Genomic DNA, 25952 nt, shown 5'->3' with positions numbered 1-25952 from the left:
TTAGTAGCCCAACGACTGACTGAGCAACTATAGGCACAGCAATATTCCCCGTGTCAAGGACTGCTAGGATGGTGCCGTGAACCAAGACGTGTTCGACGACCCCCGGATCACCGCTGTCGGCCTGTTGTTCGAGACGTACGCCGGGCTCTCGGCCCGGTTCGCCGCCCAGTTCGAGGAGCACGGACTCTCCCCGGTCGAGTTCGAGGTGCTCACCAGACTCGCCCGCTCACCCGGCAACCAGCTGCGGATGACCGACCTCGCCGCGCAGACCTCCCTCTCCACCAGCGGGGTGACCCGGGTGGTCGACCGGATGGAGCGGGACGGTCTGATCCGCCGCCGGGCCTGCCCCTCCGACCGGCGCAGCTCCTACGCGGTGGTCACCACGGCCGGCCTCACCCGGCTGGACGAGACCCTGCCCGGGCATCTCCAGATCATCGAGCAGTGGTTCACCGGCCAGCTCGAACCGGCCGCCCTCACCGCCCTGCTCGACGGGCTGCGCCGGGTCCGCGACGCGGTCCACCCGGGCGCGACCGCCGGGAGCACCGACCCCGCCCCGACCGGGATGCCCAGCCCCGCCGGCTGCTGAGCTGGTCGGGCCGGCGGCGTACCCGGCGGGTACCGGCAGAAAGACCGGCAGAACCCGGTGGCCCCCCGGCCAGATGCCAACAAAAGTTCACAAAAAGGTGAGGCCGCCTGGATAGGCTTCCGGCGAGCGGGGGCGCACCGGGGGGTGCCGGCGCGAGCGATGAGCGAGGGGCAACACCAGGGGGCTTTTTCGCTCGCGCCACCCCCGCTCCCTCCTGCCCGGCCCAAGACCACCGGCCAGCCCGGACCACCGGCCGCCATCAGCCTCGACGAAGGCCGGCCACCAGCGCGTAGAGCAGGTCCTCCTCGCGGGTCAGCAGCCGGAAGCCGGTCGACCGGAGGGCCCGGTCCAGCCGGTCCAGCACCGCCACGTCCGCCGTGCTCGCCGCCAGCCCCACCAGCGCCTCGATCAGGTCCCGACGGTCCCCGCCCTCGGCGGCCGCCTCGGCGGCCGCGGTGAACCACTCCGCCGCCAGCTCCCGGTCCCCCCGGTGCCGGGCCAGATGCCCCTCGATCAACGCGCAGACGGCGTCCTCCGGCCGGCGGGTGCGGGCCTCGCCGGGCCGGGCCGTCGACCGCTGCCCGGGTACCGGCCGGGTCGGGCGCAGCTCGGCCACCACCGCCAGCGCCTCGGCCGCCCGGCCCAGCTCGGCGAGCGCCAACCCGACCGTGCCGAGTGCCCGGCGGCGCTGCCCCGGGTCGCCCAGCTCGGCGAGGGCCGCCGCCACCCGGCGTCCCTGCGCCGCGGCGTCGGCGAACCGGCCCTCGAAGCGGGTCACCTCGGCCAGATCGGCCCGGGCCGCCAGGCGGAGCCGCTCGTCGCCGCACTCGGCCGCCAACCGGTCCACGGCCGCCAGTCGACGCCGCGCTCCCGCCAGGTCACCCGTCCGCACGTCGTGCCAGGTCAGATGGGTCTGGGCGACCGCCGCCCCGCGGCTGCGGCCGTGCCGGGTCGCCACCTCCAGCAATGCCTGCGCCTGCTCCCGGGCCTCGTCGTACGCGCCGATGGCGGGCAGCAGCGCGCAGAGGACCGAGCGGGCCGACAACTCGCCGGTCACCTCACCCGCAGCCCGGAAGGTTGCCAGGGCCGCGCGCGCCGACGGCAGCTCCGCCGGCCCCGCGCCGTGTTCCAGGGCGAGCCGGGCCGCGCCGACCAAAGCCCAGGCGCGCAGCACCGGGTCGGCGTCGGCGATCCGCGGGTCGGTCAGCAACCGGCGCAGCCAGCGCCGTCCCGAGACGTCCCGGCCGCGCAGTCGCCACCAGCGCGGCAGCGACGCCGCCAGCCGCAGCGCGGTGACCGGATCGTGCTCGGCGGCGTGCCGGAGCGCGGCGATCACGTCGCTGGTCGCCTCGTCCAGCACCCGTACCGCCGCCGGCACCTCCGCACCGATCAGGCCCGGCGCGGTCCGCCGGACCAGCCCGGCCACCACCAGGGCGTGTCGCTGCCGGATCCCGGTCAGCTCGCCCTCGTCGGCGGCCCGCTCACCGGCGAAGTCCCGGACCGCGTCGAGCAGCCGGAACCGGAACCGGCCGGTGCCCCGGATGCTGAGCAGGCCGAGTTCCCGCAGCCGGTCGAGCAGCGGCACCACGTCCTCCCGGGTGCCGTCGTCGGCGAGCAGCTCCTCCGCCAGCTCCACCGACCAGCGGTTGCGGAATGCCGACAGCCGGCGCAACGCGGCCCGCTCGGCGGGGGCTAGCAACCGGTAGCTGGTCGCCACCGCCTCGCGCAGGGTCACCGCGGCGGGCCGGTCGGCCGTCTCCCAGCCGGGGGCGTCGCCGGTGTCGAGGTCGAGCACCCGGTCGCCGTACCGGTCGAGCAGCTCGGTGACGTCGAGGATCCGGCCCCGCGCCGCCATCAGCTCGATGGCCAGCGGCAGGCCACCGAGGCGGCGGACCAGGGCGGCGAGCGCCGGCAGCTCAGCGGGCGTCGGTGGCTCGGCACGCACCCGGGCCAGCCGGTCGGCGAAGAGCGCGGTGGCCGGCCACCGCATCAGCTCGTCCGGGTCCGTCGGGGTCACCCCGGCCGGGGGTACGTCGAGCGGCGCGACCGGGCGGACCAGCTCGCCGGGGCAGCCGGCCGGACGACGGCCGGTGACCAGCACCCGCAGGGTCGGTGCGGTGGTCACCAGGGCGCGCAGCGCCTCGGCCACCGGCCCGGGTGCCCGCTCCACCGCGTCCACCAGCAGCAGCGCCGGCCGGTCGCCGAGCTGGCAGGCCAGGTCGGCGAGACGGCGCGCGCCGAGCACCGCCACCGAGGCGGCGACCACGTCGGCGGCGTCGGACCCCTCGCCGACGAGCACCCCGGCGACACCCGCCGGATGGTCGGCGGCCACCGCGTACGCGACGGTCAGGGCGAGGGCGGTCTTGCCGACGCCGGCCAACCCGACCAGGCTGACCACCGGGTGACCGGCGTCCAGCAGGGCGGCCACCTCGGCGATGTCCTGCTCGCGGCCGAGCAGCGGCACCGGCTGGGGCAGGGCGATCGGCGTACCCGAGGCGGGGGCGGCGGAACCGGTGACCGGGAGGTGCCGCGCGGCGGTGGGCGGCGCGGCGGCCGGGGTCGGCCGGGCGGCGGCGAGGAACCCCTCCCGCGCGGCGCCGGTCAGGCCGAGCGCGTCGGCGAGCAGGCCGACGGTGGTGCGCTGGGGGCGCGCGGAACGGCCCCGCTCCAGATCACGGACGGTCCGCACGCCCACCCCGGCCCGGCCGGCCAGCTCGGCCTGGGTGAGGCCGGCGGCGAGCCGGTGCCCGCGCAGCAGATCGGGCAGCGGGGTACGGCCGCCCGGGCTCCGCGAACGATCATGATCGGGAGTCATGGGCACGAAGAGTACGGATCGGGTGCGACGCGCCACAGCCGATCGTCGGGCAACCGACCGTACGGTGCGGATTTCCGACAGCCGGCCGAGCCGTCCGGGCCCGTTCGGACCCGGACGGACCGCTGCCTCACATGCCCAGGTCGCGGGCGATGATCAGGCGCTGCACCTCGCTGGTGCCCTCGCCGATCTCCAGGATCTTGGAGTCCCGCCAGAACCGGGCCACCGGGTACTCGTTCATGAAGCCGTAGCCGCCGTGGATCTGGGTCGCCTCACGCGCGTTGTCCACCGCGATGGTGCTGGCGTGCAGCTTGGCGATCGCGGCCTGCCGCTTGAACGGCTCGCCGGCCAGCATCCGGGCCGCGGCGTCGTAGTACGCCAGCCGGGCGGTGTGCGCCTTCAGCTCCATGTCGGCGATCTTGAACTGGATCGCCTGGTAGTTGCCGATCGGCTGGCCGAACGCCTGGCGCTCCTTGGCGTACTTGATCGACTCGTCGACGCAGCCCTGGGCGAGACCGACGGCGAGGGCGGCGATGGCGATCCGACCCTCGTCGAGGATCCGCAGGAACTGGGCGAAGCCCCGGCCCCGCTCGCCGAGCAGGTTCGCCGCCGGCACCCGGCAGTCGTCGAAGGTCAGCTCGTGGGTGTCCGAGGCGGTCCAGCCGACCTTGGAGTAGCCGGGGGCGACCGTGAAGCCGGGCGTGCCCGACGGGACGATGATGGTGGACAGCTCCTTGGCACCGTCCGGCCGGGTCCCGGTGACGGCGGTGACCGTGACCAGGGCGGTGATGTCGGTGCCCGAGTTGGTGATGAACGCCTTCGAGCCGTTGATGACCCACTCGTTCGTCGACTCGTCCAGCACGGCGCGGGTCTGGGTGCCGCCCGCGTCCGATCCGGTGCCCGGCTCGGTCAGCCCGAAGCCCGCGAGGGCCTCACCGCTGAGCAGCTTCGGCAGCCACTGCGCCTTCTGCTCGTCCGTCCCGAACCGGTAGATCGGCATCGCGCCGAGGGAGACCGCCGCCTCCAGGGTGATCGCGACGCTGGAGTCGACCCGGGCCAGCTCCTCCAGGGCCAGGCAGAGGGCGAAGTAGTCGCCGCCCATGCCGCCGTGCTCCTCGGCGAAGGGAAGACCGAACAGGCCCATCTTTCCCATCTGGCGGATGATCTCGTACGGGAAGGTGTGCTTCTCGTAGTGCTCGCCGATGACCGGGGCGACGACCTCGCGGGCGAACTCCCGCACGCTCTCCCGCAGCGCCTCTTGTTCCTCGCTGAGCCGGAAGTCCATCTGATCCTCCTGTGTGGATGCCCCGCTCCGGCGCTCGTGACGCCGGAGGCGGATCGTGCTGCGGGGTTGCTCAGACCGGGGTGACGCCGTGCCGGCGCGTCGAGAAGTGCCGCTCCTTGCTCCGGGCGGCGGCGAACCGGCGGACCAGCTCGGCGCGCAGCTCGTGCGGCTCGACGATCGCGTCCACCACCAGCTCGCTGGCGAGCCGGACGATGTCGATGTCGCGCTCGTACTCCTCGCGCTTGGCGGCCACGAAGGCGGCCCGCTCGTCGGCGTCGGAGATCGCGGCGATCTTGTTGGCGTAGACGGCGTTGACCGCGGCCTCCGCGCCCATCACGGCGATCTTCGCGGTGGGCAGGGCGATCGTCGCGTCCGGCTCGAAGCCGGGGCCGGCCATCGCGTAGAGACCGGCGCCGTACGCCTTGCGGACCACCACACAGATCTTGGGTACGGTCGCCTCCGAGATCGCGGTGATCATCTTGGCGCCGTGCCGGATGATGCCCTGCCGCTCCACCGCGCTGCCGACCATGAAGCCGGGCACGTCGCTCAGGAAGAGCAGCGGCACGTTGAACGCGTCGCAGAGCTGCACGAAGCGGGTCGCCTTGTCGGCCGAGTCGACGAAGAGCACGCCGCCCTTGAACATCGAGTTGTTGCCGACCACCCCGACGACCTCGCCGTCGAGCCGGCCGAAGCCGATGGTCAGCTCCTTGGCCCAGAGCGCCTGGATCTCGAAGAAGCTGCCCTCGTCGAGCAGGCCCTTGACGTACCGGCGCATGTCGAAGGCCTGCCGCTCGCTGGCCGGGACCAGCGCGGCCAGGTCGGCCTTCTCCGGCGCGGGCTTCGCCTCGGCGGCCGGCGGCTGCTGCCGCCAGTTCGCCGGCAGGTACGACAGGTAGGTCTTCACCACGTCGAGCGCGTCGGCCTCGGTCTTGCAGAGGAAGTGCCCGACGCCGGACTCGGCGCAGTGCACCTTGGCCCCGCCCATCGCCTCCAGCGTGGTCTTCTCCCCGGTGACCATCTCGACCATCCGGTCGGAGCCGAGGTACATGCTGGCGTTGCCGTCCACCATGGCCACCACGTCACAGAACGCCGGGATGTACGCCCCACCGGCCGCGCTCGGCCCGAACAGGGCGCAGACCTGCGGGATCGCACCCGAGGCGCGGACCTGGTTCCAGAAGATCTTGCCGGCGCCGCGCCGGCCGGGGAAGAGTTCGACCTGGTCGGTGATCCGGGCACCGGCGGAGTCGACCAGGTAGACCATCGGGACGCCGGTCGCGTACGCCCGCTCGATGATCCGGATGATCTTCTCGACGGTGCGCGCGCCCCAGCTGCCGGCCTTGACCGTGGAGTCGTTCGCCATCAGGCAGACCTGGCGGCCGTCGATGGTGGCGGTGCCGGTGACCACGCCGTCGGCGGGCAGCCCCTCGGCCATCGCGTTGGCGTAGAGGCCGTCCTCGACGAAGGAGCCCTCGTCGACCAGGAGCGCGACCCGCTCGCGCGCGAACAGCTTGCCCTTGGCGGCGTTCGCCGCGTGGTACTTGTCCGCACCGCCGGCCCGGGCGCGCTTGCGCAGCTGCTCCAGGGCCTCACCGTCGAGCGTCACGCCGACTCCCTCGCCATGGGCCGCCTCGTGAGCGGACCAACCGACCTGAACGACCGTTAGGTTATCGCGTCGCGCGATCGTCCGGCGACCCGTGTCGGCACCCGGATTCCGGGCGGGCTGGACCTTTCCCGGAGAACGACGGAACCTGCGGCCACGGCTGCGCGCCCTTCCGACGTGACACTTGCTGAAAGTAGGACCGACGTGTGGCGAGCACCACCCGAGCAGTGGGACTTCGACGACGTCTACCGCCGGCAGTGGGGTCCCCTGGTCCGCTTCGCCTACGTGACCACGGAGTCGCTGGCGCACGCCGAGGAGGTCGTACAGGACGTCTTCGTGCAGCTCTACCGGCACCGGAACCGGGTGGAGCGGCCCGAGGCGTGGTTGCGCCACGCGGTGGCGAACCGGGTGACCTCCTGGGTACGACGGCGTCAGGTGGAACGCCGGCACCGCCACCAGCCCGCGACACCCGCTCACCTGCCCCCGGTGACGCTGGAATTCGTCGCGATGCTGGCCCCGCTCTCCGCACGGCAACGCGCCGCCCTCTTCCTCCGCTACCACGAGGACCTCTCCGAGCAGGAGATCGCCACCGTGCTCGGCTGCCGGCCGGGCACCGTCAAGTCGCTGATCAACCGTGCCCTGGCACGACTGCGCGAAAGGCTGGACCAGAATGCGTGATCTCGACCGGAAGCTGCGCGACACGTTCAGTCACGCGCTGGCCGACCTGCCCACCGAAGCACCTGCCGTCGGTGCCGTGAAGCTGCTGGCGGGCCACCCGGCACCGGCCCGACGGGGACGACCCGGACGCCGGTTGCTCGCCGGGGTCGCGGTGGCCGCCGCGGTGGTGGCGGGCGTCGTGGTGGCGCCGTCCGTGCTCCCGCTCGGGAGTGACGGGCCGAGCAGTACGGCCGCCGCCGCCGTGCTGAACCGCACGGCGGCGGCCGCCGAACGGGCCCCCGCCCCGCCGGTGCCCCGACCCGACCAGTTCGTCTACTACCGGGAGATCGGCTCGCAGCGCGGCTGCGGACTGAGCTACGAACTGTGGCAGGCCGCCGACGGGAGACGGGCGGGCCGGGTGGTGCGGGCGGACGGGGTCACGGTGCCGCGTCCCGACTGGCGGGGCGACCCGTTCGTCCTGCCCGTGCAGCAGGGCTGCCGGCGGATGACCCTCGACGAAACGGTGCCGCCGGCGACCAGGGGCGACTGGGAGACACCGACCGCGGCGTTCGTCGCCGGACTGCCCACCGACCCCGAGGCGCTGTACGAGCGGGTGCTGCGTGACGTGACCGCCGCCGGCTTCGAGGACCGGGACCAGCGGACCTTCGAATACCTGGCGGCCCTGCTGTGGAGTGGTTCCCCCTACCTCACGCCGCGGCTCCGGGCGACGGCCATGCGAGCGCTGTCCCGGGTGCCCGGGATCCGGAACCACGGCTCCGAGACCGACGCGCTGGGTCGGCGGGGCATCGCCATCGGCGGCCCGCTGAAGAGCGACTACCGGCTGATCCTGGACGCCGGGACCGGGCAGCTCCTCGGCACCGCCGGCGCGCTCGCCGTGGTCCGCACGACGAGCGTGGCGGACAGCACCGAACGCCCCACCCGCTGACGGACCGCCCACGACGGTACGACGGTCCTGGACCGTCGTACCGTCGTCCCGCTGCCCACGGGCGGTTCGGTCAGGCCGGCAGCGGGGTGAGGCGGGTGCGCGGCCCGGCGCGCAGCACGCCGCTCGGCAGCCGCTTGCCGACCAGCTCCTCGGCCAGCTCGGCCGCCCCGACCAGGGCGTCCAGGTCGATGCCGGTGTCGATGCCCATGTCGTGCAGCATGTGCACCGCCTCCTCGGTGGCCAGGTTGCCGCTGGCCCCCGGGGCGTACGGGCAGCCGCCGAGGCCGCCGACGCTGGCGTCGAACTCGGTGATCCCCAGCTCCATCGCGGTCAGCATGTTGGCCAGCGCGGTGCCCCGGGTGTTGTGGAAGTGCAGCAGCACCGGCACCTGGGCGTTCCGGTCCCGTACCGCGGTGACCAGCTCGCGGACCCGGCGGGGCGTACCCATGCCGGTGGTGTCGCCGAACGCCACCCGGTCCGCGCCGTCGCGGACCACCCGGTCCACGATGCCCGCCACCCGCTCCGGGTCGACGTCCCCCTCGTACGGGCAGCCGAAGCTGGTCGCCACGATCACCTCGGCGGTCGCGCCGGCGGAGTGCAGCAGGTCGATCAGCTCGGCGATGTCGTCGAGCGACTCCGCGGTCGAGCGGTTGACGTTGCGCCGGTTGTGCGTGTCGCTGGCCGACACCACCACCTCGATCTCGGTGAACCCGGCGGCCAGCGCCCGCCGGGCGCCCCGGGTGTTCGGCACCAGTGCCGAGTAGCGCACGCCGTCGACCTTCTCCGCCCGCTGCCACACCTCGTCGGCGTCGGCCATCTGCGGGATCGCCTTCGGATGCACGAAGGACACCGCCTCGATCCGCCGCACGCCGGTGCCCGACAGCGCGTCGAGCAGCCGGACCTTGGCGTCGGTGGGGATCGGGTCCTCGTTCTGGAGCCCGTCGCGCGGCCCGACCTCCCGGATCGACACCGAACCTGGCATGTCCGCCATAAGGGGTCACCTCACTGTGACGGTGGTACGTGATGGGTGCTTCCACCCTGCCACCCCGCCGGGCCGGTACGCACCCGGCCGGCGCACCCGGCCCGGCGGCTCGTGGTCAGCGCATCCGGCCCACGATGCCGGTGTCGTAGTCGCCGGAGAGGAACTCGCCGTTCTCCAGCAGCTCGGCGAAGAAGGGCAGGTTGCACTTCGGGCCGGCGATCTCGAACCCGGCGACGGCCGCCCGGGCCCGCTCGACCGCCTCCTCCCGGGTGGCGCCGCTGACGATCAGCTTCGCCATCAGGCTGTCGTAGAACGGGGTGACCGTGTTGCCGGCGACGTAGCCGGAGTCCACCCGCACCCCCTCACCGGACGGCTCGTTCCAGGTGGTGACGGTGCCCGGACCGGGCAGGAAACGCTTCGGGTCCTCGGCGTTGATCCGCAGCTCGATGGCGTGCCCACGGGGCGTCAGCGAGTCCGGGTCGAAGGTCGGGGCCAGACCCGCCGCCACCCGCAGCTGCTCCTCGACCAGGTCGACGCCGTAGACGTACTCGGTGACCGGGTGCTCCACCTGGAGCCGGGTGTTCATCTCCAGGAAGAAGAACTCGCCGGTGGTGGGATCGAGGAGGCACTCCACCGTGCCCGCGTTGCGGTAGTTCACCGCCTCGCCGGCCCGTACCGCCGCCGCGAGGAAGCGTTCCCGCAGCTCCGGGGAGACCGCCGGGGAGGGGGACTCCTCGACCAGCTTCTGGTTGCGCCGCTGCACCGAGCACTCCCGCTCGCCGAGGGCCACCACCCGGCCGTCGGCCAGGCCGAGGATCTGCACCTCGACGTGGCGTACCCGGGGGAAGTAACGCTCGATCAGCACCGAGCCGTCGCCGAACATCCGCTCGGCGAACGCGCGGACCTTGTCGTACTCGGTGCGCAGCGCGGCCTCGTCGACGGCCACGCCCATGCCCATGCCACCGCCACCGGCCGCCGCCTTGACCATCACCGGGTAGCCGATCTCCGCGGCGGCGGCGACCGCCGCGTCCAGGTCGGCCGACGGCTCGGTGGTGCCCGGCGCGACGGGCACCCCGGCCGCCGCCATCAGGTTCCGGGCGTTGATCTTGTCACCCATCGCGGTGATCGCGTCCGCGCCGGGCCCGACCCAGATCAGGCCACTGGCCTCGACGGTACGGGCGAAGTCGGCGTTCTCCGACAGGAAGCCGTAACCGGGGTGGATCGCCTGCGCGCCGGTCTGCTTCGCGGCGGCGAGGATCGCCTCGACGTTGCGGTAGCTCAGCGCCGGGTTCGCCGGCCCGACACAGACCGCCTCGTCCGCCTCGGTCACGAAGGGCAGGTCGGCGTCGGCCTCGGAGTGCACCGCGATGGCGCGGATGCCGAGCCGCTTGGCGGTACGGATGATCCGGCGTGCGATCTCGCCCCGGTTGGCGACAAGCAGCGACTCGATCATGTTCTTCCTCCAGCGTCCGGGGGTGGGGACGGCTGCCAGGTAACCATGCGCGACCGGTTACCCACGAGTCGGGGCGGACCCCAGACCGACCCCTACCGGCCGCTGTGGCTGTGGCCGGGAGAGATCAGGACGGATCGGTCGGGGCGAGCAGGGCGGCGAGGGTCGCACCGCGCAACAGCTCGGCCCGGCGTCGGCGGTCCACCTCACCGCCGAGGAACGGGGTGGAGTTCATCAGACCGAACGCCGCGTGGGCCAGCACCCGCGCCTCGCCGTCCGGCAGCCCCGGGTGCAGCGCGGTCAGCACGGTCACCCACTCCTCGACGTACATCCGCTGGAGCCGGCGGATCCGGCGGCGCGGTTCGTCGGGGAGCCGGTCCAGCTCGTGCAGGTGCAGGGCGATCACCGCCGGGTTGGCCAGCGCGAACTCGACGTGGAAGTCGATCAGGGACTCCAGCGTGCCGCGCGGGTCGTCCGGGTGGTGGGCGGACCGTTCCCGGCCACCCGCCAGCAGCCCTTCGCTCACCGGGACGAGCGCGGCGACCAGCATCGCCTCCTTGCCGGCGAAGTGGTGGTAGAGCGCCGGGCCGGTGACCCCGGCGGCCGCGCCGATGTCGTCCATCGACACCCCGTGGTAACCACGGGCGGCGAAGAGCCCGACCGCGATCTCCAGGATCTCGTCCCGCCGGGACCGGCGTCGCCCCGCCCCCGACGCGCCGTGCGCCGCGCCCCGCGCCTGCTGTTCCACCGCCACCGGGCCAGCCTAGACCTCGGGGGCGACGGGATGGAGCCATGGTTACCCGTCGGTCGCCTCACATCCCACGCTGCGGACCGGACCCGCCGGTCAGTCCTCCTCGATACCGTGCTCGGCGCGGATCTTCGCCGCCTCACCGGAGCGGCCCAGCTCGTCCAGGGAGCGGGCCAGCAGCCAGGCGGTCTGGGCGGCCGGACGGGAACCCGAGGGCAGCCCGCCGAGCACCCGGCGCAGCAGCCGCTCGGCCTCCGCCGGCCGGTCGTCGCGCAGCAGCAGCTCCCCGATGAAGGCCTCCACCTGCGCCGCCTCGCCGAACGCCTCGATCGAGCGGAGCCGCTCCGGCACCCCGGAGACCCGGTCCAGCGCGGCGGTCAGCCGGTCCTCGGCGGTGAACACCCGGGCCACCGCGTCGGCCGCCATCGCCCGCTCGTACGTCACCACCGGCGGCTCCTCGGCCGGATCGCCGAGCGCCGCCGCCGCCCCGTCCACCCGGTCGACCGCGTCCACGGCCGCCGGCCGGTCACCGGCCCAGTGCAGGGCGAGCAGCTCCCGCCGGCGGGCCCGCAACTCGTCCACCGGATGCCCGGCCAGCCGGTACGCGGCGGCGGCCGCCGCGAACCGCTGCGCCGCCACGGCGTCCCGGTCGGCGTCGTAGAGGATCCCGCCGGCCTCCTCCAGCACCTGCGCGCGGTGCGGGAGATTGTCCGGCCCGTCGAGGTTGTCGGCGAGCCGGTCGAGCAGCGCGAGGGCCGCGTCGATGTCGCCGAGCCCCTGGTAGATGCCGGCCAGCAGGTGCCGGCACCGGTCCGCCTCGGCCTGCGCGCCGGCCCGGTCCAACCCGAGCACCGCCTCCTCGGCCACCTCGGCGGCCTCACCGAGCCGCCCGGCCAGCCGGTAGGCGTTCGCCAGCTCCCAGCGCAGCAGCGCGTCCCCCGGCTGCCCCTGCTCGACACAGAGGGTCACCGCCTCGACGAGGTCGTCCACCGCCTCGTCGGCCCGGTCGGCGGCGAGCAGCGCCCGGCCCCGGGTGACCCGGAGCGGCAGCCGCGCGTCGGCGGGGGCGAACGGCAGTGCCTCGTCGCAGGCGGTGACCGCGTCGGCCGGGTCGTCGACCGAGCGGGCGTACGCCAGGCAGGCCGCGGTCAGCATCTCGCCGTCGCCCAGCTCCCGGGTCAGCCGGTGGGCGTGCGCGGCGGCCGCCCGGAACTCGTCGGCCCGTTCGAGCTGCTCCAGCACCTGCGCGCGGTGCAGCGCCACCCGGCCCGCCAGCCACCGGTCCACCTCGGCCTCGGCGGTGGCCCGGTCGAGGGCGTCCAGCGCGTCCGACCAGCGCTCCCGCTGCACGTACGCCAGGGCGAGGCGGTGCTGGGCGGCGACCCGCTCGCGTTGGTCACCGTGGGTGAGCAGGTATGCGGCCGACTCCTCGACCAGGGCCAGCCCTTCCGCCGCCCCCTCGTCGGACGCGCAGAGCAGCACGCCCAGCCGACCGGCCACCACCTGGGCGCGCAGCGGATCCGGCACCTGCCGCCAGGCGGCCAGTGCGGCCCGGTTCGCCTCGATCGCCGAGGCCATCTCCTCGTCGCCGCCCCGACCGGACGGTTCACCGGCACGCAGCTCCAGCCGTCGGGCGCGGGTGGCGGCGGGCAGCTCGGCGTCGCCGTACCGCTCGTCGTAGGCCCGCAGCGCGGCGACCAGCCCGTCCCGCCGGTGGGTGCGCCAGGCCTCGTCCGCCAGGGCCAGCAGCTCGTCGGCACCGGCCCCGGCCGGCACGGTGACCGTCGGCGCGGGGGCGGCGGCCGGGGTCGCGGTCGCGCCGGTGCGCTGCCCGGGCACCGGCCGGCGGCGCAGGCTGGCGGAGAGCGGCAGGTGCTCGCCGGTCGGGCCGGCCGCGAGCCGCCGGCCGATCAGCGTGGACTGGTGCGCCGTGCCGTTGCGCTCGTCGAAGCGGGCGGCCAGCGCGGTGGCCACGCCGGCCAGCTCCTCGGCCAGTTCGCCGACCGGCACGTCGGCGGCGGCCCGGTCACCGAAGGCGCGCCGGTGCACGGTCACCTCGGCCGACAACTGCCGCAGCGCCGCCGCGGCGGTGGCCGCGAAGTTCATCGCGGCACCCGGGCTGGGCGCCCGGTCGAGCCAGTCGAGGTGCCGTTCGACCAGCTCCAGGGCGCGGGTGGGGTTGCCGGTGACGGTGCAGAACTCGATGTGGTCGGCAATCTCCCACAGCTCCGAGAGGCGGCTGCGCATCCGCCGGTACGCCTCCCGGTGCGCCTCGCGGGCCGCGTCGGCGCGGCCGGTCTCCCGGTAGGGCGTGAGCAGCGCGGTGAGGATCGCCTGCGGCTGCTCGGCACAGCTCAGCCGGCCGGCGAGCACCGGCTCGGCGAGCGCCACCGCCTCGTCGTGCCGGCCGGTGCGGACCAGGTACTTCACCTGGGTGGTCGGGTCGCACCCGGCGCAGTCGGAGAGCGCGTCGCGGGGCGTGGTGACCCAACGGCGGTACCACTCGGCCGCCTCCTCCGCCGCGCCGACGTGCGCGGCGACCAGGTAGCGGTGCTTGTGGACCGCCTGGAGGCTGTGCCCGGACTCGCGGTAGCGCCGCTCCATGTCGTCGAGCACCGCGTAGGTGCGGTCCAGCGGCAGCTCGGGGAAGGTAAGCATGGCGCTGACCATGTGCTTGAAGTACCAGAGCAGCTGGTGCGTCCAGCGCTCGTGGTAGGGCTGCGGGTCGCGATCGTACTCCGCGAGGCACCAGGAGAAGGTGACGAAGGACTTCGCCGGCTCACCGCCGAAGGTGTACGCCGTGGTGGCCTGCATCCGGGTGGCGAAGGCCAGGTGCCGGTCGTCGCCGGCGTCGGCCCGCCGCAGCAGCTGTTCCACGGCGGCGATCTGCGCAGCGCCGAACGGCATGCCGTCGATCTCGCGCAGCATCCGCCACAGGTCGTCGTCGCTCACGGCGTCACTCCCGTCCCGGTACGGCCCGGCCGAGCAGGCCGAGGAAGGAACTGTTCAACAGAGCGGCGTCGGCCGCGCGGATCGGGTGGTGCCCGAGCAGGAGGGCCTGCCCGTAGAGCGCCTCGACGGCCAGCTCGACCAGCTCCGGGTCGGTGAGCGTGGTTACCCGGCGGACCAGCGGGTTGCGGTGGTTGAGCACCAGTTGCGGCCGGTCCGGCGGGGCGGAGGCGGCCAGCGCGTCGAGCACGCCGCCCCACAGCTCGTCGGCCCGGTCCCGGCTGGCGGTCAACTGGTCGTGGAACGCGGCCGACCGGGAGACCAGGTAGAGCGCGGGCAGCGACACCGGGTCGTACGCCCGCACCACCACCTCACAGCCGAGCCGCTCCAGGGCCCGCTGCGCCCCGTTGAGGAACGGCCGCAGGGCCAGTTCGGCCTGCGGGTCGAGACCCTCGAACCGGGTGGTGAGGTCGCTCGGCTCCAGCCGCTCGATCAGCACCGCACGGTCCACCGTGGGCAGCCGCTCGATCAGCTCCGCGTCGTACGTGTAGCCGCCGTTGACCACGGCCAGGTCCTGCGCGGCGGCGACCGCGGCGAGCTGCCGGAACTCGTCGATCCCGGCGGCGTAGCGGATCAGGCCGTGCCGCTGGCGGAACTCGGCGAGGGTGAGCGTGCCGACGTTGGTCTCCATCGGCCACCACTGATCGACCAGGCGCAGCATCTCGTCGTCGTGCAGGGCCAGCGCCTTGACCCCCAGGTGGTGCACCTGGAGGAACTCGGCGAGCCGGCGCGGGTCGTGCCGGGCCAGCCGGACCAGCCAGCCGCGCACCTGGTCGCCGAGGGCCTCCCGGACGGCGGTGAGCAGGGCGTCCTCGTAGAGCGCCTCACGGCTGGCGGTGGGCCGCAGCTCGGTGGCGTCGACCACGCAGTGCGCGAAGAACGCCCAGTCGGGCAGCAGCCCGTCGGCGTGCTCGGTGAGCAGCATCCGCTTGAGGTGCACCCGGTGCCCCGCCCGGGCGGCCGGGTTCACCGGGGTGGGCAGGATGAACGCCACGCCGGTCAGCCCCGCCTCGGGCACGGAGAGCGGCACCAGGTCGAACGGGGCGAAGCCGAGGGTCTCCTGGGCGTACCGGAGCAGGGCGGCGCGGTCGACCGGCGCGCCGGGGGTGGTCGGCCACGGCGGTGGGCCGGCCGTGGTCGGGGTGTCGCCGACCCGCACGTCGACCGGCAGCAGGCTGCCGTAGAGGCGGGCCAGCTCGGTCACCGTGGCCAGGCCCAGCCACTGGTCGGCGTCGCGGCGGGGCACCAGCGTGACCGTGGTGCCGGGCTCGTCGCGGGCCAGCTCCGGGCCGGCGGGCTCGACCGCGTAGCGCCCGTCGGACCAGCCCGTCCAGAGCACGGTGGGCTGGTCGGCGTGCCGGGTGACCACCCGGATCTCGTCGGCGACCAGGAAGCAGGAGAGCAGGCCGATGCCGAACTGGCCGAGGAACTCGTGCCGGGAGAAGCCCAGCTCGTCGCGCTTGGAGCTGCGGCCGATGGTGGCCAGCAGCTCGTGCACCTGCGCCTCGGTGAGGCCGATGCCGGTGTCGTGCACGCGCAGGGTGCCGTCGCCGGTCAGCTCGGGCGGCTCGATCCGGACCCGGGCCGGGGCGTCCGGCTCACCCGCCCGACGGGCGGTGATCGCGTCAACGGCGTTCTGCAGCAGCTCCCGGACGTAGACCCGGGGGCTGCCGTACAGGTGATGACTGAGCAGGTCGACCACGCCTCGGAGGTCGACCTGGAAGGTGCGGTCCACTCGCGCTCCCCGTTCCGATTCCGGCGCTCACCGTACCGGCCACCGCCGACAGTGTCCGTCCCCTTTCCGCCCCGCTTGACCCTCGACCGGGTTCAGGCCGCAGGGTCGGCCGTCATGACCGTTCCCGCGCTCGGCCGGAACTTCCGGCTGCTCTGGTCCGCCGCTGTCACCTCCCGGTTCGGCGACGCCCTGCGTACGCCGGCCCTGGCGTTGCTGGCCGCGACGCTGACCCGCGATCCCCGGGCGATCGCCGCGGTGACCGTCGCCGGTCAGCTACCGCCGCTGCTGTTCGGACTGCCCGGCGGCGCGTACGCGGACCGCTGGGACCGCCGCCGCACGATGGCCACGGTCGACGGGGTACGGGCCCTGGTGGTGGCCGCGCTGGCCGTGCTGGTCGGCACCGGCCGGGCGACCGTGCCCGCGCTGGCGGCGGTCGCGTTCCTGCTGGCCGCCCTCGGCACGCTCTTCGACGCCGCCTACTTCGCGATGCTGCCGGCCGTGGTGCCGCCCGCCGCCCTGCCCGGGGCGAACGCCCGCCTCCAGGCCGGTACGGCCGTCGCCGGCGCCTTCCTCGGCGCACCGCTGGCCGGCGTCCTCTTCGCCCTCGCGACCGCCGTCCCGTTCACGATCGACGCCCTCACCTTCGCCCTCGCCGCCCTCCTCGTCCTCACCCTCCCCCCGGTCCCACCCCCCGCACCCGCGCGTCGATCTTGCACTTTCGGCCCCGATAAAACCCCAGAAAGCGGACAGACGGCGGGCCCAATCTGCAAGATCGACGAAGCGGGGGCACGGGGCGTGGACGGGACGCGGGGCGGGGGAAGAGCGGGGGCGGGAGCACGAGCGGGGGTTCGGACGGTGTGGGGGGAGGCGTGGGAGGGGGTGCGGTGGGTGCGGGGGGACCGGGTGTTGTGGGCGGTGACGCTGGCCGGGGCGGGCGCGAACCTGGCGATCAGCGGGCTCATGGCGATCCTGGTGCTCTACGCGCTGACCGTGCTGCGGGTGCCGGCGGAGGCGTACGGGCTGTTCGCGGCGGGGGTGGTCGTCGGCGGGCTGGCCGGTGCACTGGTCGCCGGGCGGCTGGCCGGCCGGTTCGGCACCCTGCCGGCGCTGCGCGGGGTGCTGCTCTGGCAGACCGTGGCGCTGACCGGGTTCGCGCTGGCCCGGCAGCCGCTGACCGGTGGGCTGGCGCTGGCCGCCTTCGCCGCCGGCACCACGATCTGGAACAGCCTGCGGTCGGCGTACGGGCAGCGGCACGTACCGGCCGGGCTGCTCGGTCGGGTCGGCGCGGCCCAGCAGGTGGTCGGCGTGGCCACCGCGCCGGTCGGGGCGGTACTGGCCGGGTTCGCCGGCCGGGCGTACGGGGTGGCCCCGGTGGGCTGGGCGGCAGCCGCGATCTTCGCCCTGGTCACGGCCGTCGGCTGGGGACGGTTGCGGGATGCCGGTCCGGTCGCGGAGCACCCGACGGAGGCGACCGTCCGCTCCTGGGCCGGCACCGGGCAGCACCGGCGTGCCCGGTCCTAGGCCGGCACCGGGCAGCACCGGCGTGCCCGGTCCTAGGCCGGCACCGGGCAGCACCGACGTGCCCGGTCCGAGGGCGGCACCGGCGGGCCCGGTCCGGGGTCAACGCCGGATCACCGCCCGGTCGGGCTCGAAGCCGGCCAGCCGGACCGCGATCTTGCGGCGGACCGGGGGCAGCCCGGCGACGACCCGGAACAGCAGGTTCCGCAGTGGTCGAACGGCCGGCGGGACGGTGGCGAGGCGGGTGAGCCGGTCGGCGAAGCCGACGACCTCCTCGGCGAGCGGCCGGCGGGCCGCGGCGTACCCGTCGAGGAGTTGGTCGGGACGGCCGGCGAGCACCGCGGCGAGAGTGTCGCCGAGGGCGACCGCGTCACGCAGGCCGAGGTTCATGCCCTGCCCACCGGCGGGGCTGTGCACGTGCGCGGCGTCCCCGGCCAGCAGCACCGGCCCGGACCGGTAGGTCCCGGCGATCCGGTGGTGGATCCGGAACCGGGAGCCCCAGAGCAGCTCGGTGACCCGGTCCGGCCGCCGGGCCGGGCCGCGTTCGTCGAGCAGCGCCTGGAAGTGCCGCGCCCGCGGCTCGCGCGGCGCGTCGGGCACGGTGGCGACCAACCGGACCGTGCCGTCGGGCAGCGGTGCCCAGACCAGCGGCCCCTGCCGGCCCAGGAAGAGGCTGACCTGGTCGCGGGGGAGGTCGCTGTCCACCCGGACGTCGGCGAGCAGGAACGACTCGCCGGGGTCGTCGGCCGGCCCGCCGAAGTCGATGCCGGCCAGGTCGCGGACCGCGCTGTGCATGCCGTCCGCGCCGACCACCCAGCGTGCCCGGACCGTCTCCCCGCCGGCGAAGCGGGCGGTGGCGCCGGCAGCGTCGAGGTCCAGGCCGGTCAGCCGGTACGGCCGGAGCACCCGGCCGCCGAGCGCGGTCAGCCGCTCGGCGAGCACCGCCTCGGTCTCGGCCTGGGACACCAGCAGCGCGTACGGGTAGCGGGACGGCAACCGGTCGAAGGGGACGGTGACCAGCACCCGGTCACGGTCACGGACGCTGAACCGGGTGGCCGGCAGGCCCCGGGCGGCCAGGGGTGCGCTGACCCCGATCCGGTCGAGCACCTCCAGCGTGCCGGCGTGCACCACGGCGGCCCGCGAGGTGACCGGCGGCTCGGCCAGCCCGTCCACCACGGTGGCCCGTACGCCGTGTGCGGCGAGGGTGACGGCGACGGCCAGGCCGGTCGGGCCGGCTCCCACCACCAGGACGTCGGTCTGCTCGGGCAACATGTCCCACCTCCGAATGCCAACGCTTGTTGGCATTACGCTAGGCAGGCAGCGACTTCTATGTCAACGGTTGTTGGCCTACAGTCGTGGACATGACCGACACGGCACCTCGCGCCCGACGCTCGGACGCCACCCGGGCCGCCATCCTGCGGGCCGCCCGGGAGCGCTTCGCCGCCGACGGGTACGACCGCGCCACCATCCGGGCCATCGCCGCGGACGCCCGGATCGACCCGTCGATGGTGATGCGCTACTTCGGCAGCAAGGAGGGGCTCTTCGCCGCCGCCGCCGAGTTCGACCTGCGCCTGCCCGACCTGGCCGGGGTGCCGCGGGACCGGGTCGGCGAGGCGCTGGTCCGGCACTTCCTGGACCGCTGGGAGTCGGACGACACACTGGTCGCCCTGGTCCGCGCCGCCAGCACCAACCCGGGCGCGGCCGAGCGGATGCGCGGGATCTTCGCCGACCAGCTCGGCGCGGCGGTGACCGGGCTCGGCGGCGACCCGACCGGGGCGCTCCGCCGGGCCGGCCTGGTCGCCAGCCAGATCCTCGGCCTCGCGTTCACCCGCTACGTGCTGCGCCTGCCCCCGGTGGTGGACCTGACCCCGGCGGATCTCGTCGCCTGGGTGGCCCCGACCGTGCAGCGCTACCTCACCGGGCCGACCCCCGCCTGACCGCCGCCGTGCCGGGTGCCCGGCGGCCCGGTCACGGTCCTGGTCCCGGACAGACGGAACGGCCGTGGCCACCGGGAGGGCGACCACGGCCGTCGGTGCGACGCCGGGACTCAGCGGGCCAGGCCGCCCGGCTGGTCACCCTTCACGACGGGCGCCCGGACCAGGTTGCCCCACTCGGTCCACGAGCCGTCGTAGTTGCGCACCTGCGGATACCCGAGCAGGTGGTGCAGCACGAACCAGGTGTGGCTGGACCGCTCGCCGATCCGGCAGTACGCCACCACGTCGTCGGACGGGCTCAGGCCGAGCTGGTCGGTGTAGATGGCGCGCAGCTCGTCGGCCGACTTGAAGGTGCCGTCGTCGTTCGCGGCGGACTTCCACGGCTTGCTCACCGCACCCGGGATGTGCCCGCCGCGCAGCGCCCCCTCCTGCGGATAGGCCGGCATGTGCAGCATCTCGCCGGTGTACTCGCCGGGCGAGCGCACGTCCACCAGCGGCCGGCCGGCCGCCACGTGCGCCATCACCTGCTCCCGGTACGCCCGGATCGGCGCGTCGTCGCGCTGCGGCACCGGGTAGTCGGCGCGCGGCCGGGTCACCTTCTCCCGGGTCAGCTCGCGCCCCTCGGCGATCCACTTCTGCCGGCCGCCGTCGAGCAGCCGCACGTCCGGGTGGCCGAAGAGCGAGAAGACCCAGAGGGCGTACGCCGCCCACCAGTTGAAGTTGTCGCCGTAGAAGACCACCGTGTCGTCCCGGCTGATGCCCTTCGCCGCGCAGAGCTCGGCGAAGCGCTCCGCATCGAGGTAGTCACGGGTCACCTGGTCGTTCAGCTCGGTGTGCCAGTCGACCTTGACGGCACCCGGGAGGTGGCCGGTGTCGTAGAGGAGCACGTCCTCGTCGGACTCGACCACCACGAGGCCCTCGTCGCCCAGGTGCTCGGCCAGCCACTCCGTGGTGACCAGGCGCTGCGGGTCGGCGTACGACTGGAGGCGGGGATTCGGATCGCTCGGCACAGGCATGATCCCCAAGGTACGCCCGATCCCCGACCGCCAACCGGACTGCCGGGAATCGGGTGCAGCGGATGTGGCGGGCCGCACGTGACAGTGCCGGAACCCGCCGACCACAGGGGATCACGATGACCGTACGCCAGCAGACCGGACCACCCGGTCCGGTGGCCGCAGCACCGGTGGACTTCACCGACTTCTACCGGGCCCACTTCCACCGGATCGCGGTGCAGCTCTACGCATACCTCGGGGACCACGCGGAGGCGCAGGACCTCACCCAGGAGGCGTTCTGCCGCACCCTGGAACGCTGGGACCGGGTCAGCGGGTACGGCGACCCGTCGGCGTTCGTCCGCCGGGTGGCCTGGAACCTGGCGACCAGCCGGCTGCGCCGGGTGCGGACCGCCGTGCGGCACCTCGCCCGGCAGCGCGAGGAGCACACCCCCGGCCCGGAGCCGGACCGGGTCGCGCTCACCCGGGCGCTGGCCGACCTGCCCACCAACCAGCGTCGGGCGATCGTGCTGCACCACCTGGCGCAACTGAGCGTCCGCGAGATCGCCGAGCAGGTCGGCGCGCCCGAGGGCACGGTCCGCTCCTGGCTCTCCCGGGGTCGGACCGCACTGGCCGACCAGTTCACCGAGACCGGATCGGAGACCCGCCGTGCCTGACACCGCCATCGAGCAGCTGTTCGCCGAGTTCGAGGCCACGGCGCGGGAGACCTTCCGGCCGCCGGGCGTACCGGCAGCGCAGCGCCGGGTCCGGGACCGCCGCCGGCACCGGCGCGGCCTGCTGGCCGGGGTGGCCGCGTTGCTGCTCGCCGGCTCGGCCGGCGGGTACGCGGCCGCCCACCGGGGGGACCGGCCGACGCCCACCCCCACCCCCACCCCCACCGTCTCCCCCTCACCGGAGCTCACCGAGCGCAAGGTCGCCGTGCCCGGCGTCCCGGGCCGGCTGGCCGACCTGCGCTTCGTCAGCGGGACCAGCGGCTGGGCGCTCTTCGACACCTGCGAGCCGTTCGACGCGGGTGCCCGGGACTGCCGGCGGACCGTCGCGCGGACCACCGACGGCGGGCGGAGCTGGCGACGGACCGCCCTGCCGGACGTGCCCACCGGCGTGGTGCAGCTGATGCCGGTCGACCACCAGCACCTCACCGTCGCCACGGTCGACCGTTTCCTGGTCACCGAGGACGGCGGGTTCAGCTGGACCACCCACCCGAGGACGGCGCCGCCCGACTCGATCTGGCTCACCGTGAACGCCCCGGACGGCCCGCACCTCGGCTGTGCCTCGCCGAAGGAGGGCGCGCCACCCCCCGCGACCTGCGACGTGCTGAAGATCGTGCTGCTGGACGGGATCCCGTTGGCCCACCAGCCGCCGGTGACACTGCACCCCCGGGACGAGGCCGCCTTCTTCCCGGGCCTGGACGGGCGGTACTGGCTGACCCTCGCCCGCAACGACCAGTTCACGGTCTTCACCAGCGACTACGGGGGTGGCCCGTGGCGGAAGCTGCCGAGCGTCCCGGGTGCCCACCGACTGACCTTCTCACCGGACGGTGTCGAGGCGTGGCTGGTCCGCACGGAGCGACCGAACGGGGTGTGGCGGCTGGTCGACGACCGGTGGCAGCCCGGTCCGCTGCTGCCCGACGACACCGCCGAGGTCGCCGCCGTCGGTGCCGGCCTGCTGGTGGTGACCAGCACGTACGGCGGGGCGGGTTTCGTGACCGACGGCCGCCACGTCGACCTGCCGGTGCTGCGCGACGCCCTGCGCGGCCAGCCGGACGACACCGCGAGCGTCGCCACCCTGCCGGACGGGACCGTGCAGATCCTGTACGGCGAGACGCAGATCCTCGGCATCGGCCAGGGTGTCGACCGGCAGTGGATCCGCTACTCCTGAATCCCGCTCGCGGCCCGGCGGCATCCGTCGGGCCGCGCCGGGGCGGCTCAGGCCCGCCGGTGCACGAGCCGGCCGGCGACGACGGTGGCGAGGCAGCGGCCGTCGGTGTCGAAGACGGCCAGGTCGGCCCGGCCGGCCACGCGCAGCTCCGGCGCTCCCGGCCGGTCCAGCAGCGCCAGACCGTTGCGGCCGGCGGCGGCGCGTACCGCCGGGTCGGTGACCTCAGCCGCGAGCGCCGCCGCCGCGCCGAGCCGGAACAGCGCGTACACCTGCTCGCGCGGGCTGGGCGCGGACGGCAGCGGTCCGTCGTGCACCAGCGCCGGCCCGAGGGTCCCGGCCCACCGCCGCACCCGCACGCCGGGGTACCCGCCGACCAGTTCGTCGACAGGCCCGACCGCCGCGATCCGGTCCCCGTCGACCAGTACGGCCCGGCCGCCGACCGGCTCCCCGTCGAGGGCGGTCCGCAGCAGGTCGGCGACGTGGAGGGTGCGCACCGGGGTCAGTCGAGGGTGATCGGGCCGAGGGTGGGCCGCTTCGCGGTGACCAGGTCGCCGGAGGAGCGACCGGTGAGCCGCCGCTTGATCCAGGGGGCCAGGTGCTGGCCGGCCCAGCGCAGGTCGGCCGCGCGGGCGGCCAGCCACGGCGTACGCGCCGGGTGCGGCGGCACCATCAGCCACTCCTCCTCGCAGCCGACCCCGAGCGCGTTGAGCACCTGGGCGGCGACCCGCCGGTGCCCGGCCGCCGACAGGTGCAGCCGGTCGGTGCTCCAGAGCATCGGGTTGAGGTAGGTCTCGTCCGAGTAGAGGTCGACCAGGATCGCCCCGTGCCGCTCGGCGACCTCGCCGACCACCCGGTTGAGCAGGGTGATCCGGGGAGCCACCAGGCGCTGGCCGGGCAGCCGGGCCATCACGTCGGCGAACCGGAAGAGGACCACGTCGGCCCCGCCGGCCCGCAGTTCGGCGACCACCGCGTCGAAGCGGGGCACGAAGGATTCCGGGTCGAAGTTGCGCCGCAACACGTCGTTGCCGCCGGCCGCGAAGCTGATCAGGTCGGGCTTCATCGCCAGCGCGGCCGGCACCTGCTCGGCCACGATGTTGGGGAAGAGGCGGCCCCGGATGGCCAGGTTCGCGTACCCGAAGTCGGGGCCGGCCTCGGCGGCGAGCCGGGTGGCGACCAGGTCGGCCCAGCCGCGGTAGGTCCCGTCCGGGTACGCGTCGTCCATGCCCTCGGTGAAGCTGTCGCCCACCGCCACGTAGCTGCGCCAGCGCACTGCGCCTCCCTCTGACGTCCCGACAGAGCAGCGTCGGCCAGTCTGTCACCGCCCCCGGTGGCACCGCGCGGCCCCCGGCGTCCGACGTGGCGGAGGTCATCGACGGGGCAGATTTTCCCGCACCGCCCGGGCATGATGTCCGCCGATCGCGTTGACCCGAACAACGCGTACGAGAAGGGGCGGACCACCCGTTCGGTGGTCCGCCCCTTCCGGTCGGCTCAGGGCACGTACGCCAGCAGGATCCGGCCGCGTACCGGGTCCGGCTCCGGCAGGGTGCCCAGTTGCCGGTCAGAGGTAGAGGCAGAACGGGTGGCCGGCGGGGTCCAGGTGCACCCGGACGTCGTCCTGGGGCTGGAAACCGGCCAGGGTGGCACCGGCCCGCACGGCGTGGGCCGAGGCGAGGTCCAGGTCGTCCACCTGGATGTCGAGGTGGGCCATCATCGGCGGGTCACCGGGACCGGCCGGCCAGACCGGTCGTACGTGGTCCGGCTCGGTCTGGAACGCGAGCCCCGCGCCGCCCTGCGGCGGGACCAGGGTGACCCAGTCCGGCTCGTCGTCGCCGCGGGTCCAGCCGAGCAGCCGCTCGTAGAACGCGGCCAGCTCGCGGGCGTCGGGTGCGTCCAGCACGGTCGCGGTCAGGGTCAGTCGTGGCAGATCTCCCATGGCAGTCCTCCTACCCACGATCAGCGCGGTCGACCGACCTGGTCCGGCCGAATAGGATCGCCCGACCCGATGCCTGCGCCGTACGCTGCGGCAATGTTGCTGCGTACGTCGACTCTGCTGTTCCGGACCCTGCGCGAGGACCCGGCGGACGCGGAGGTGCCGAGCCACCGGCTCCTGGTCCGCGCCGGCTACGTCCGCCGCGCCGCACCGGGCGGCTACACCTGGCTGCCGCTGGGCAAGCTGGTGCTGGACCGGGTCACCGAGATCGTCCGCGACGAGATGGCGGCGATCGGCGACCAGGAGGTGCACTTCCCGGCGCTGCTGCCGGCGGAGCCCTACCGGACCAGCGGCCGGTGGACGGAGTACGGCGACAACATCTTCACCTTCCAGGACCGTCGGGGTGCCGACCACCTGCTCGCGCCCACCCACGAGGAACTGGCGGCGCTGCTGGTGAAGGACCTCTTCACCTCGTACCGGGACTTCCCGGTGACGCTCTTCCAGATCCAGACGAAGTTCCGGGACGAGTCCCGGCCCCGGGCCGGGGTGCTGCGCGGGCGCGAGTTCCTGATGAAGGACGCGTACTCCTTCGACCTGGACGAGGCGGGGTTGCAGGCGGCGTACGACCGGCACCGGGACGCCTACCGGCGGATCTTCACCCGGCTCGGGCTGGACTTCGCCGTGGTACGGGCGATGTCGGGGGCGATGGGCGGCTCGGCGTCGGAGGAGTTCCTGGCCGCCACCGCGGTCGGCGAGGACACCTTCGTCGGCTGCGTCACCTGCGGGTACGCGGCGAACACCGAGGCGGTGACGACTCCCGCCCCGGCCGCCGGTGACCCCGACGCGCACCCGGCCGCCGAGGTGCACGACACCCCGGAGACGCCGACGATCGCCGCCCTGGTCGAGCTGGCCAACGCCCGCGCGCTCGCCGGGCGGACCGACTGGACGGCCGCGGACACCCTGAAGAACGTGGTGCTTCAGGTGCGCAGGCCGGGCGCCGAGGAGGCGGAGCTGCTGGTCATCGGCCTGCCCGGGGACCGGGAGGTGGACCTGAAGCGGGTCCAGGCGGTGCTGGAGCCGGCCACGGTGGCGATCTTCGACGACTGGGCAGCCCACCCGGAGCTGGTCCGGGGCTACCTCGGGCCGCAGGTGCTCGCCAAGCACGGCGTCCGCTACCGGGTCGACCCCCGGGTGGCCCCCGGCACGAGCTGGCTGACCGGCGCGAACGAGCCGGGCCGGCACGCCACCGACGTGGTCTGCGGACGGGACTTCACCCCGGACGACACCATCGAGGCGGCCGAGGTACGCCCCGGCGACCCCTGCCCGGCCTGCCGCCAGGGGGAGCTGAGCATGCGCCGGGGCATCGAGGTCGGGCACATCTTCCAGCTCGGCCGGCGCTACACCGACGCCTTCGCCGTCGACGTGCTCGGGCCCGAGGGCAAGCCGGTCCGGCCCACCATGGGCTGCTACGGCATCGGCCTGTCCCGGGTTCTCGGGGCGGTCGCCGAGCAGCACCACGACGAGCGGGGACTGATCTGGCCGGCGGCGATCGCGCCGTGCGACGTACACCTGGTGGCCGCCGGGAAGGGGCCGCAGCTCGACGCGGCGCTGGAGCTCGGCGGGCAGCTCTCCGCGGCCGGCCTGCGGGTGCTGGTCGACGACCGCACCCACGTCTCGGCCGGGGTGAAGTTCACCGACGCCGAGCTGATCGGCATCCCGCGCGTCGTCGTGGTCGGTCGCCGGCTCGCCGAGGGGTACGTCGAGCTGCGTGACCGGGCCTCCGGCGAGCGGACCGACCTGCCGGTGGCGGGCCTGGTGGAGCGGCTGCGCGACGAGGTGGCCGCGACCCGCCGCGACCGGGTGTAGCAAACG

The 25952-nt window shown here is 74.5% G+C and carries 21 protein-coding genes; 8 read left to right on the top strand and 13 right to left on the bottom strand.

The window, feature by feature from the left end:
* Window positions 1-76: 76 nt before the first annotated feature.
* Window positions 77-586, top strand: coding sequence for a MarR family winged helix-turn-helix transcriptional regulator (locus GA0070611_RS22690; RefSeq protein WP_091667687.1), 510 nt, complete (start codon window positions 77-79; stop codon window positions 584-586).
* A gap of 259 nt (window positions 587-845) precedes the next feature.
* Here the strand turns inward: GA0070611_RS22690 and GA0070611_RS22685 are convergent, their stop codons facing one another.
* From GA0070611_RS22685 to GA0070611_RS22675, 3 genes are all read right to left on the bottom strand, one after another.
* A complete protein-coding gene (locus tag GA0070611_RS22685; RefSeq protein WP_091667684.1) occupies window positions 846-3401 on the bottom strand; it encodes an ATP-binding protein in 2556 nt (851 codons plus the stop codon).
* 127 nt (window positions 3402-3528) lie between these two features.
* Window positions 3529-4683 (bottom strand): acyl-CoA dehydrogenase family protein, encoded by a 1155-nt coding sequence (locus GA0070611_RS22680; protein ID WP_091667679.1) that lies wholly within the window; start codon window positions 4681-4683, stop codon window positions 3529-3531.
* A gap of 70 nt (window positions 4684-4753) precedes the next feature.
* Entirely contained in the window at window positions 4754-6286 is a 1533-nt protein-coding gene (locus GA0070611_RS22675) for an acyl-CoA carboxylase subunit beta (protein WP_091667674.1), read from the bottom strand.
* A 201-nt stretch (window positions 6287-6487) separates the two neighbouring features.
* Between GA0070611_RS22675 and GA0070611_RS22670 the strand changes: the two genes are divergently transcribed.
* Complete coding sequence (locus tag GA0070611_RS22670) at window positions 6488-6961, top strand: RNA polymerase sigma factor (RefSeq protein ID WP_091667671.1); 474 nt, start codon at window positions 6488-6490, stop codon at window positions 6959-6961.
* Window positions 6954-7886, top strand: a complete 933-nt coding sequence (locus GA0070611_RS22665) for a CU044_5270 family protein (RefSeq protein WP_091667667.1) — start codon at window positions 6954-6956, stop codon at window positions 7884-7886. Before GA0070611_RS22670 ends, GA0070611_RS22665 begins: the two co-directional genes overlap by 8 nt.
* A 70-nt stretch (window positions 7887-7956) precedes the next feature.
* On the opposite strand, the gene GA0070611_RS22660 is transcribed toward GA0070611_RS22665, so the two are convergent.
* The 5 genes from GA0070611_RS22660 to GA0070611_RS22640 form a co-directional block, all read right to left on the bottom strand.
* Window positions 7957-8877: a hydroxymethylglutaryl-CoA lyase gene (locus GA0070611_RS22660; RefSeq protein ID WP_091667662.1), complete on the bottom strand. Its 921-nt coding sequence runs from the start codon at window positions 8875-8877 to the stop codon at window positions 7957-7959.
* Between the two features lie 106 nt (window positions 8878-8983).
* Entirely contained in the window at window positions 8984-10321 is a 1338-nt protein-coding gene (locus GA0070611_RS22655) for an acetyl-CoA carboxylase biotin carboxylase subunit (RefSeq protein WP_091667656.1), read from the bottom strand.
* A 124-nt stretch (window positions 10322-10445) separates the two neighbouring features.
* Window positions 10446-11072 (bottom strand): TetR/AcrR family transcriptional regulator, encoded by a 627-nt coding sequence (locus GA0070611_RS22650; RefSeq protein WP_091667652.1) that lies wholly within the window; start codon window positions 11070-11072, stop codon window positions 10446-10448.
* A 90-nt stretch (window positions 11073-11162) separates the two neighbouring features.
* The gene (locus tag GA0070611_RS22645; RefSeq protein ID WP_091667649.1) at window positions 11163-14018 is read right to left on the bottom strand and encodes a ferrous iron transporter B; all 2856 of its coding nucleotides are present in this window, start codon (window positions 14016-14018) and stop codon (window positions 11163-11165) included.
* A 4-nt stretch (window positions 14019-14022) separates the two neighbouring features.
* A complete protein-coding gene (locus GA0070611_RS22640; RefSeq protein WP_091667646.1) occupies window positions 14023-15810 on the bottom strand; it encodes an HSP90 family protein in 1788 nt (595 codons plus the stop codon).
* A gap of 114 nt (window positions 15811-15924) precedes the next feature.
* On the opposite strand from GA0070611_RS22640, the gene GA0070611_RS22635 reads away from it, so the two are divergent.
* Window positions 15925-17331, top strand: a complete 1407-nt coding sequence (locus tag GA0070611_RS22635; protein ID WP_091667643.1) for an MFS transporter — start codon at window positions 15925-15927, stop codon at window positions 17329-17331.
* Window positions 17332-17430: 99 nt separating this feature from the next.
* On the opposite strand, the gene GA0070611_RS22630 is transcribed toward GA0070611_RS22635, so the two are convergent.
* Window positions 17431-18600, bottom strand: a complete 1170-nt coding sequence (locus GA0070611_RS22630) for an FAD-dependent monooxygenase (RefSeq protein ID WP_091667639.1) — start codon at window positions 18598-18600, stop codon at window positions 17431-17433.
* A gap of 89 nt (window positions 18601-18689) precedes the next feature.
* Between GA0070611_RS22630 and GA0070611_RS22625 the strand changes: the two genes are divergently transcribed.
* Window positions 18690-19265, top strand: a complete 576-nt coding sequence (locus GA0070611_RS22625) for a TetR/AcrR family transcriptional regulator (RefSeq protein WP_197675772.1) — start codon at window positions 18690-18692, stop codon at window positions 19263-19265.
* Window positions 19266-19375: 110 nt separating this feature from the next.
* Here the strand turns inward: GA0070611_RS22625 and GA0070611_RS22620 are convergent, their stop codons facing one another.
* Window positions 19376-20278 carry a sulfurtransferase gene (locus GA0070611_RS22620; RefSeq protein ID WP_091667633.1) on the bottom strand — a complete coding sequence of 301 codons (903 nt, stop codon included), beginning with the start codon at window positions 20276-20278 and terminating at the stop codon, window positions 19376-19378.
* 116 nt (window positions 20279-20394) lie between these two features.
* Here GA0070611_RS22620 and GA0070611_RS22615 point away from each other — a divergent pair, with 116 nt between their 5' ends.
* Both GA0070611_RS22615 and GA0070611_RS22610 read left to right on the top strand, forming a co-directional pair.
* Window positions 20395-20928, top strand: coding sequence for an RNA polymerase sigma factor (locus tag GA0070611_RS22615; RefSeq protein WP_091667630.1), 534 nt, complete (start codon window positions 20395-20397; stop codon window positions 20926-20928).
* The gene (locus tag GA0070611_RS22610) at window positions 20921-22150 is read left to right on the top strand and encodes a beta propeller repeat protein (RefSeq protein ID WP_091667627.1); all 1230 of its coding nucleotides are present in this window, start codon (window positions 20921-20923) and stop codon (window positions 22148-22150) included. Before GA0070611_RS22615 ends, GA0070611_RS22610 begins: the two co-directional genes overlap by 8 nt.
* Before the next feature lie 47 nt (window positions 22151-22197).
* Here GA0070611_RS22610 and GA0070611_RS22605 read toward each other — a convergent pair whose 3' ends face one another.
* From GA0070611_RS22605 to GA0070611_RS22595, 3 genes are all read right to left on the bottom strand, one after another.
* Entirely contained in the window at window positions 22198-22644 is a 447-nt protein-coding gene (locus GA0070611_RS22605; RefSeq protein WP_091667625.1) for an imidazolonepropionase-like domain-containing protein, read from the bottom strand.
* 5 nt (window positions 22645-22649) lie between these two features.
* Window positions 22650-23420, bottom strand: coding sequence for an SGNH/GDSL hydrolase family protein (locus GA0070611_RS22600; RefSeq protein ID WP_091667622.1), 771 nt, complete (start codon window positions 23418-23420; stop codon window positions 22650-22652).
* A gap of 288 nt (window positions 23421-23708) precedes the next feature.
* Window positions 23709-24083, bottom strand: coding sequence for a VOC family protein (locus GA0070611_RS22595; protein WP_091667619.1), 375 nt, complete (start codon window positions 24081-24083; stop codon window positions 23709-23711).
* 93 nt (window positions 24084-24176) lie between these two features.
* Between GA0070611_RS22595 and GA0070611_RS22590 the strand changes: the two genes are divergently transcribed.
* Entirely contained in the window at window positions 24177-25946 is a 1770-nt protein-coding gene (locus GA0070611_RS22590) for a proline--tRNA ligase (protein ID WP_091667616.1), read from the top strand.
* Window positions 25947-25952: the final 6 nt, after the last annotated feature.

The organism is Micromonospora auratinigra, from assembly GCF_900089595.1.
In the GTDB taxonomy this organism is placed as follows: Bacteria; Actinomycetota; Actinomycetes; order Mycobacteriales; family Micromonosporaceae; genus Micromonospora; species Micromonospora auratinigra.
This window is presented reverse-complemented; position numbering and strand designations above follow the sequence as displayed.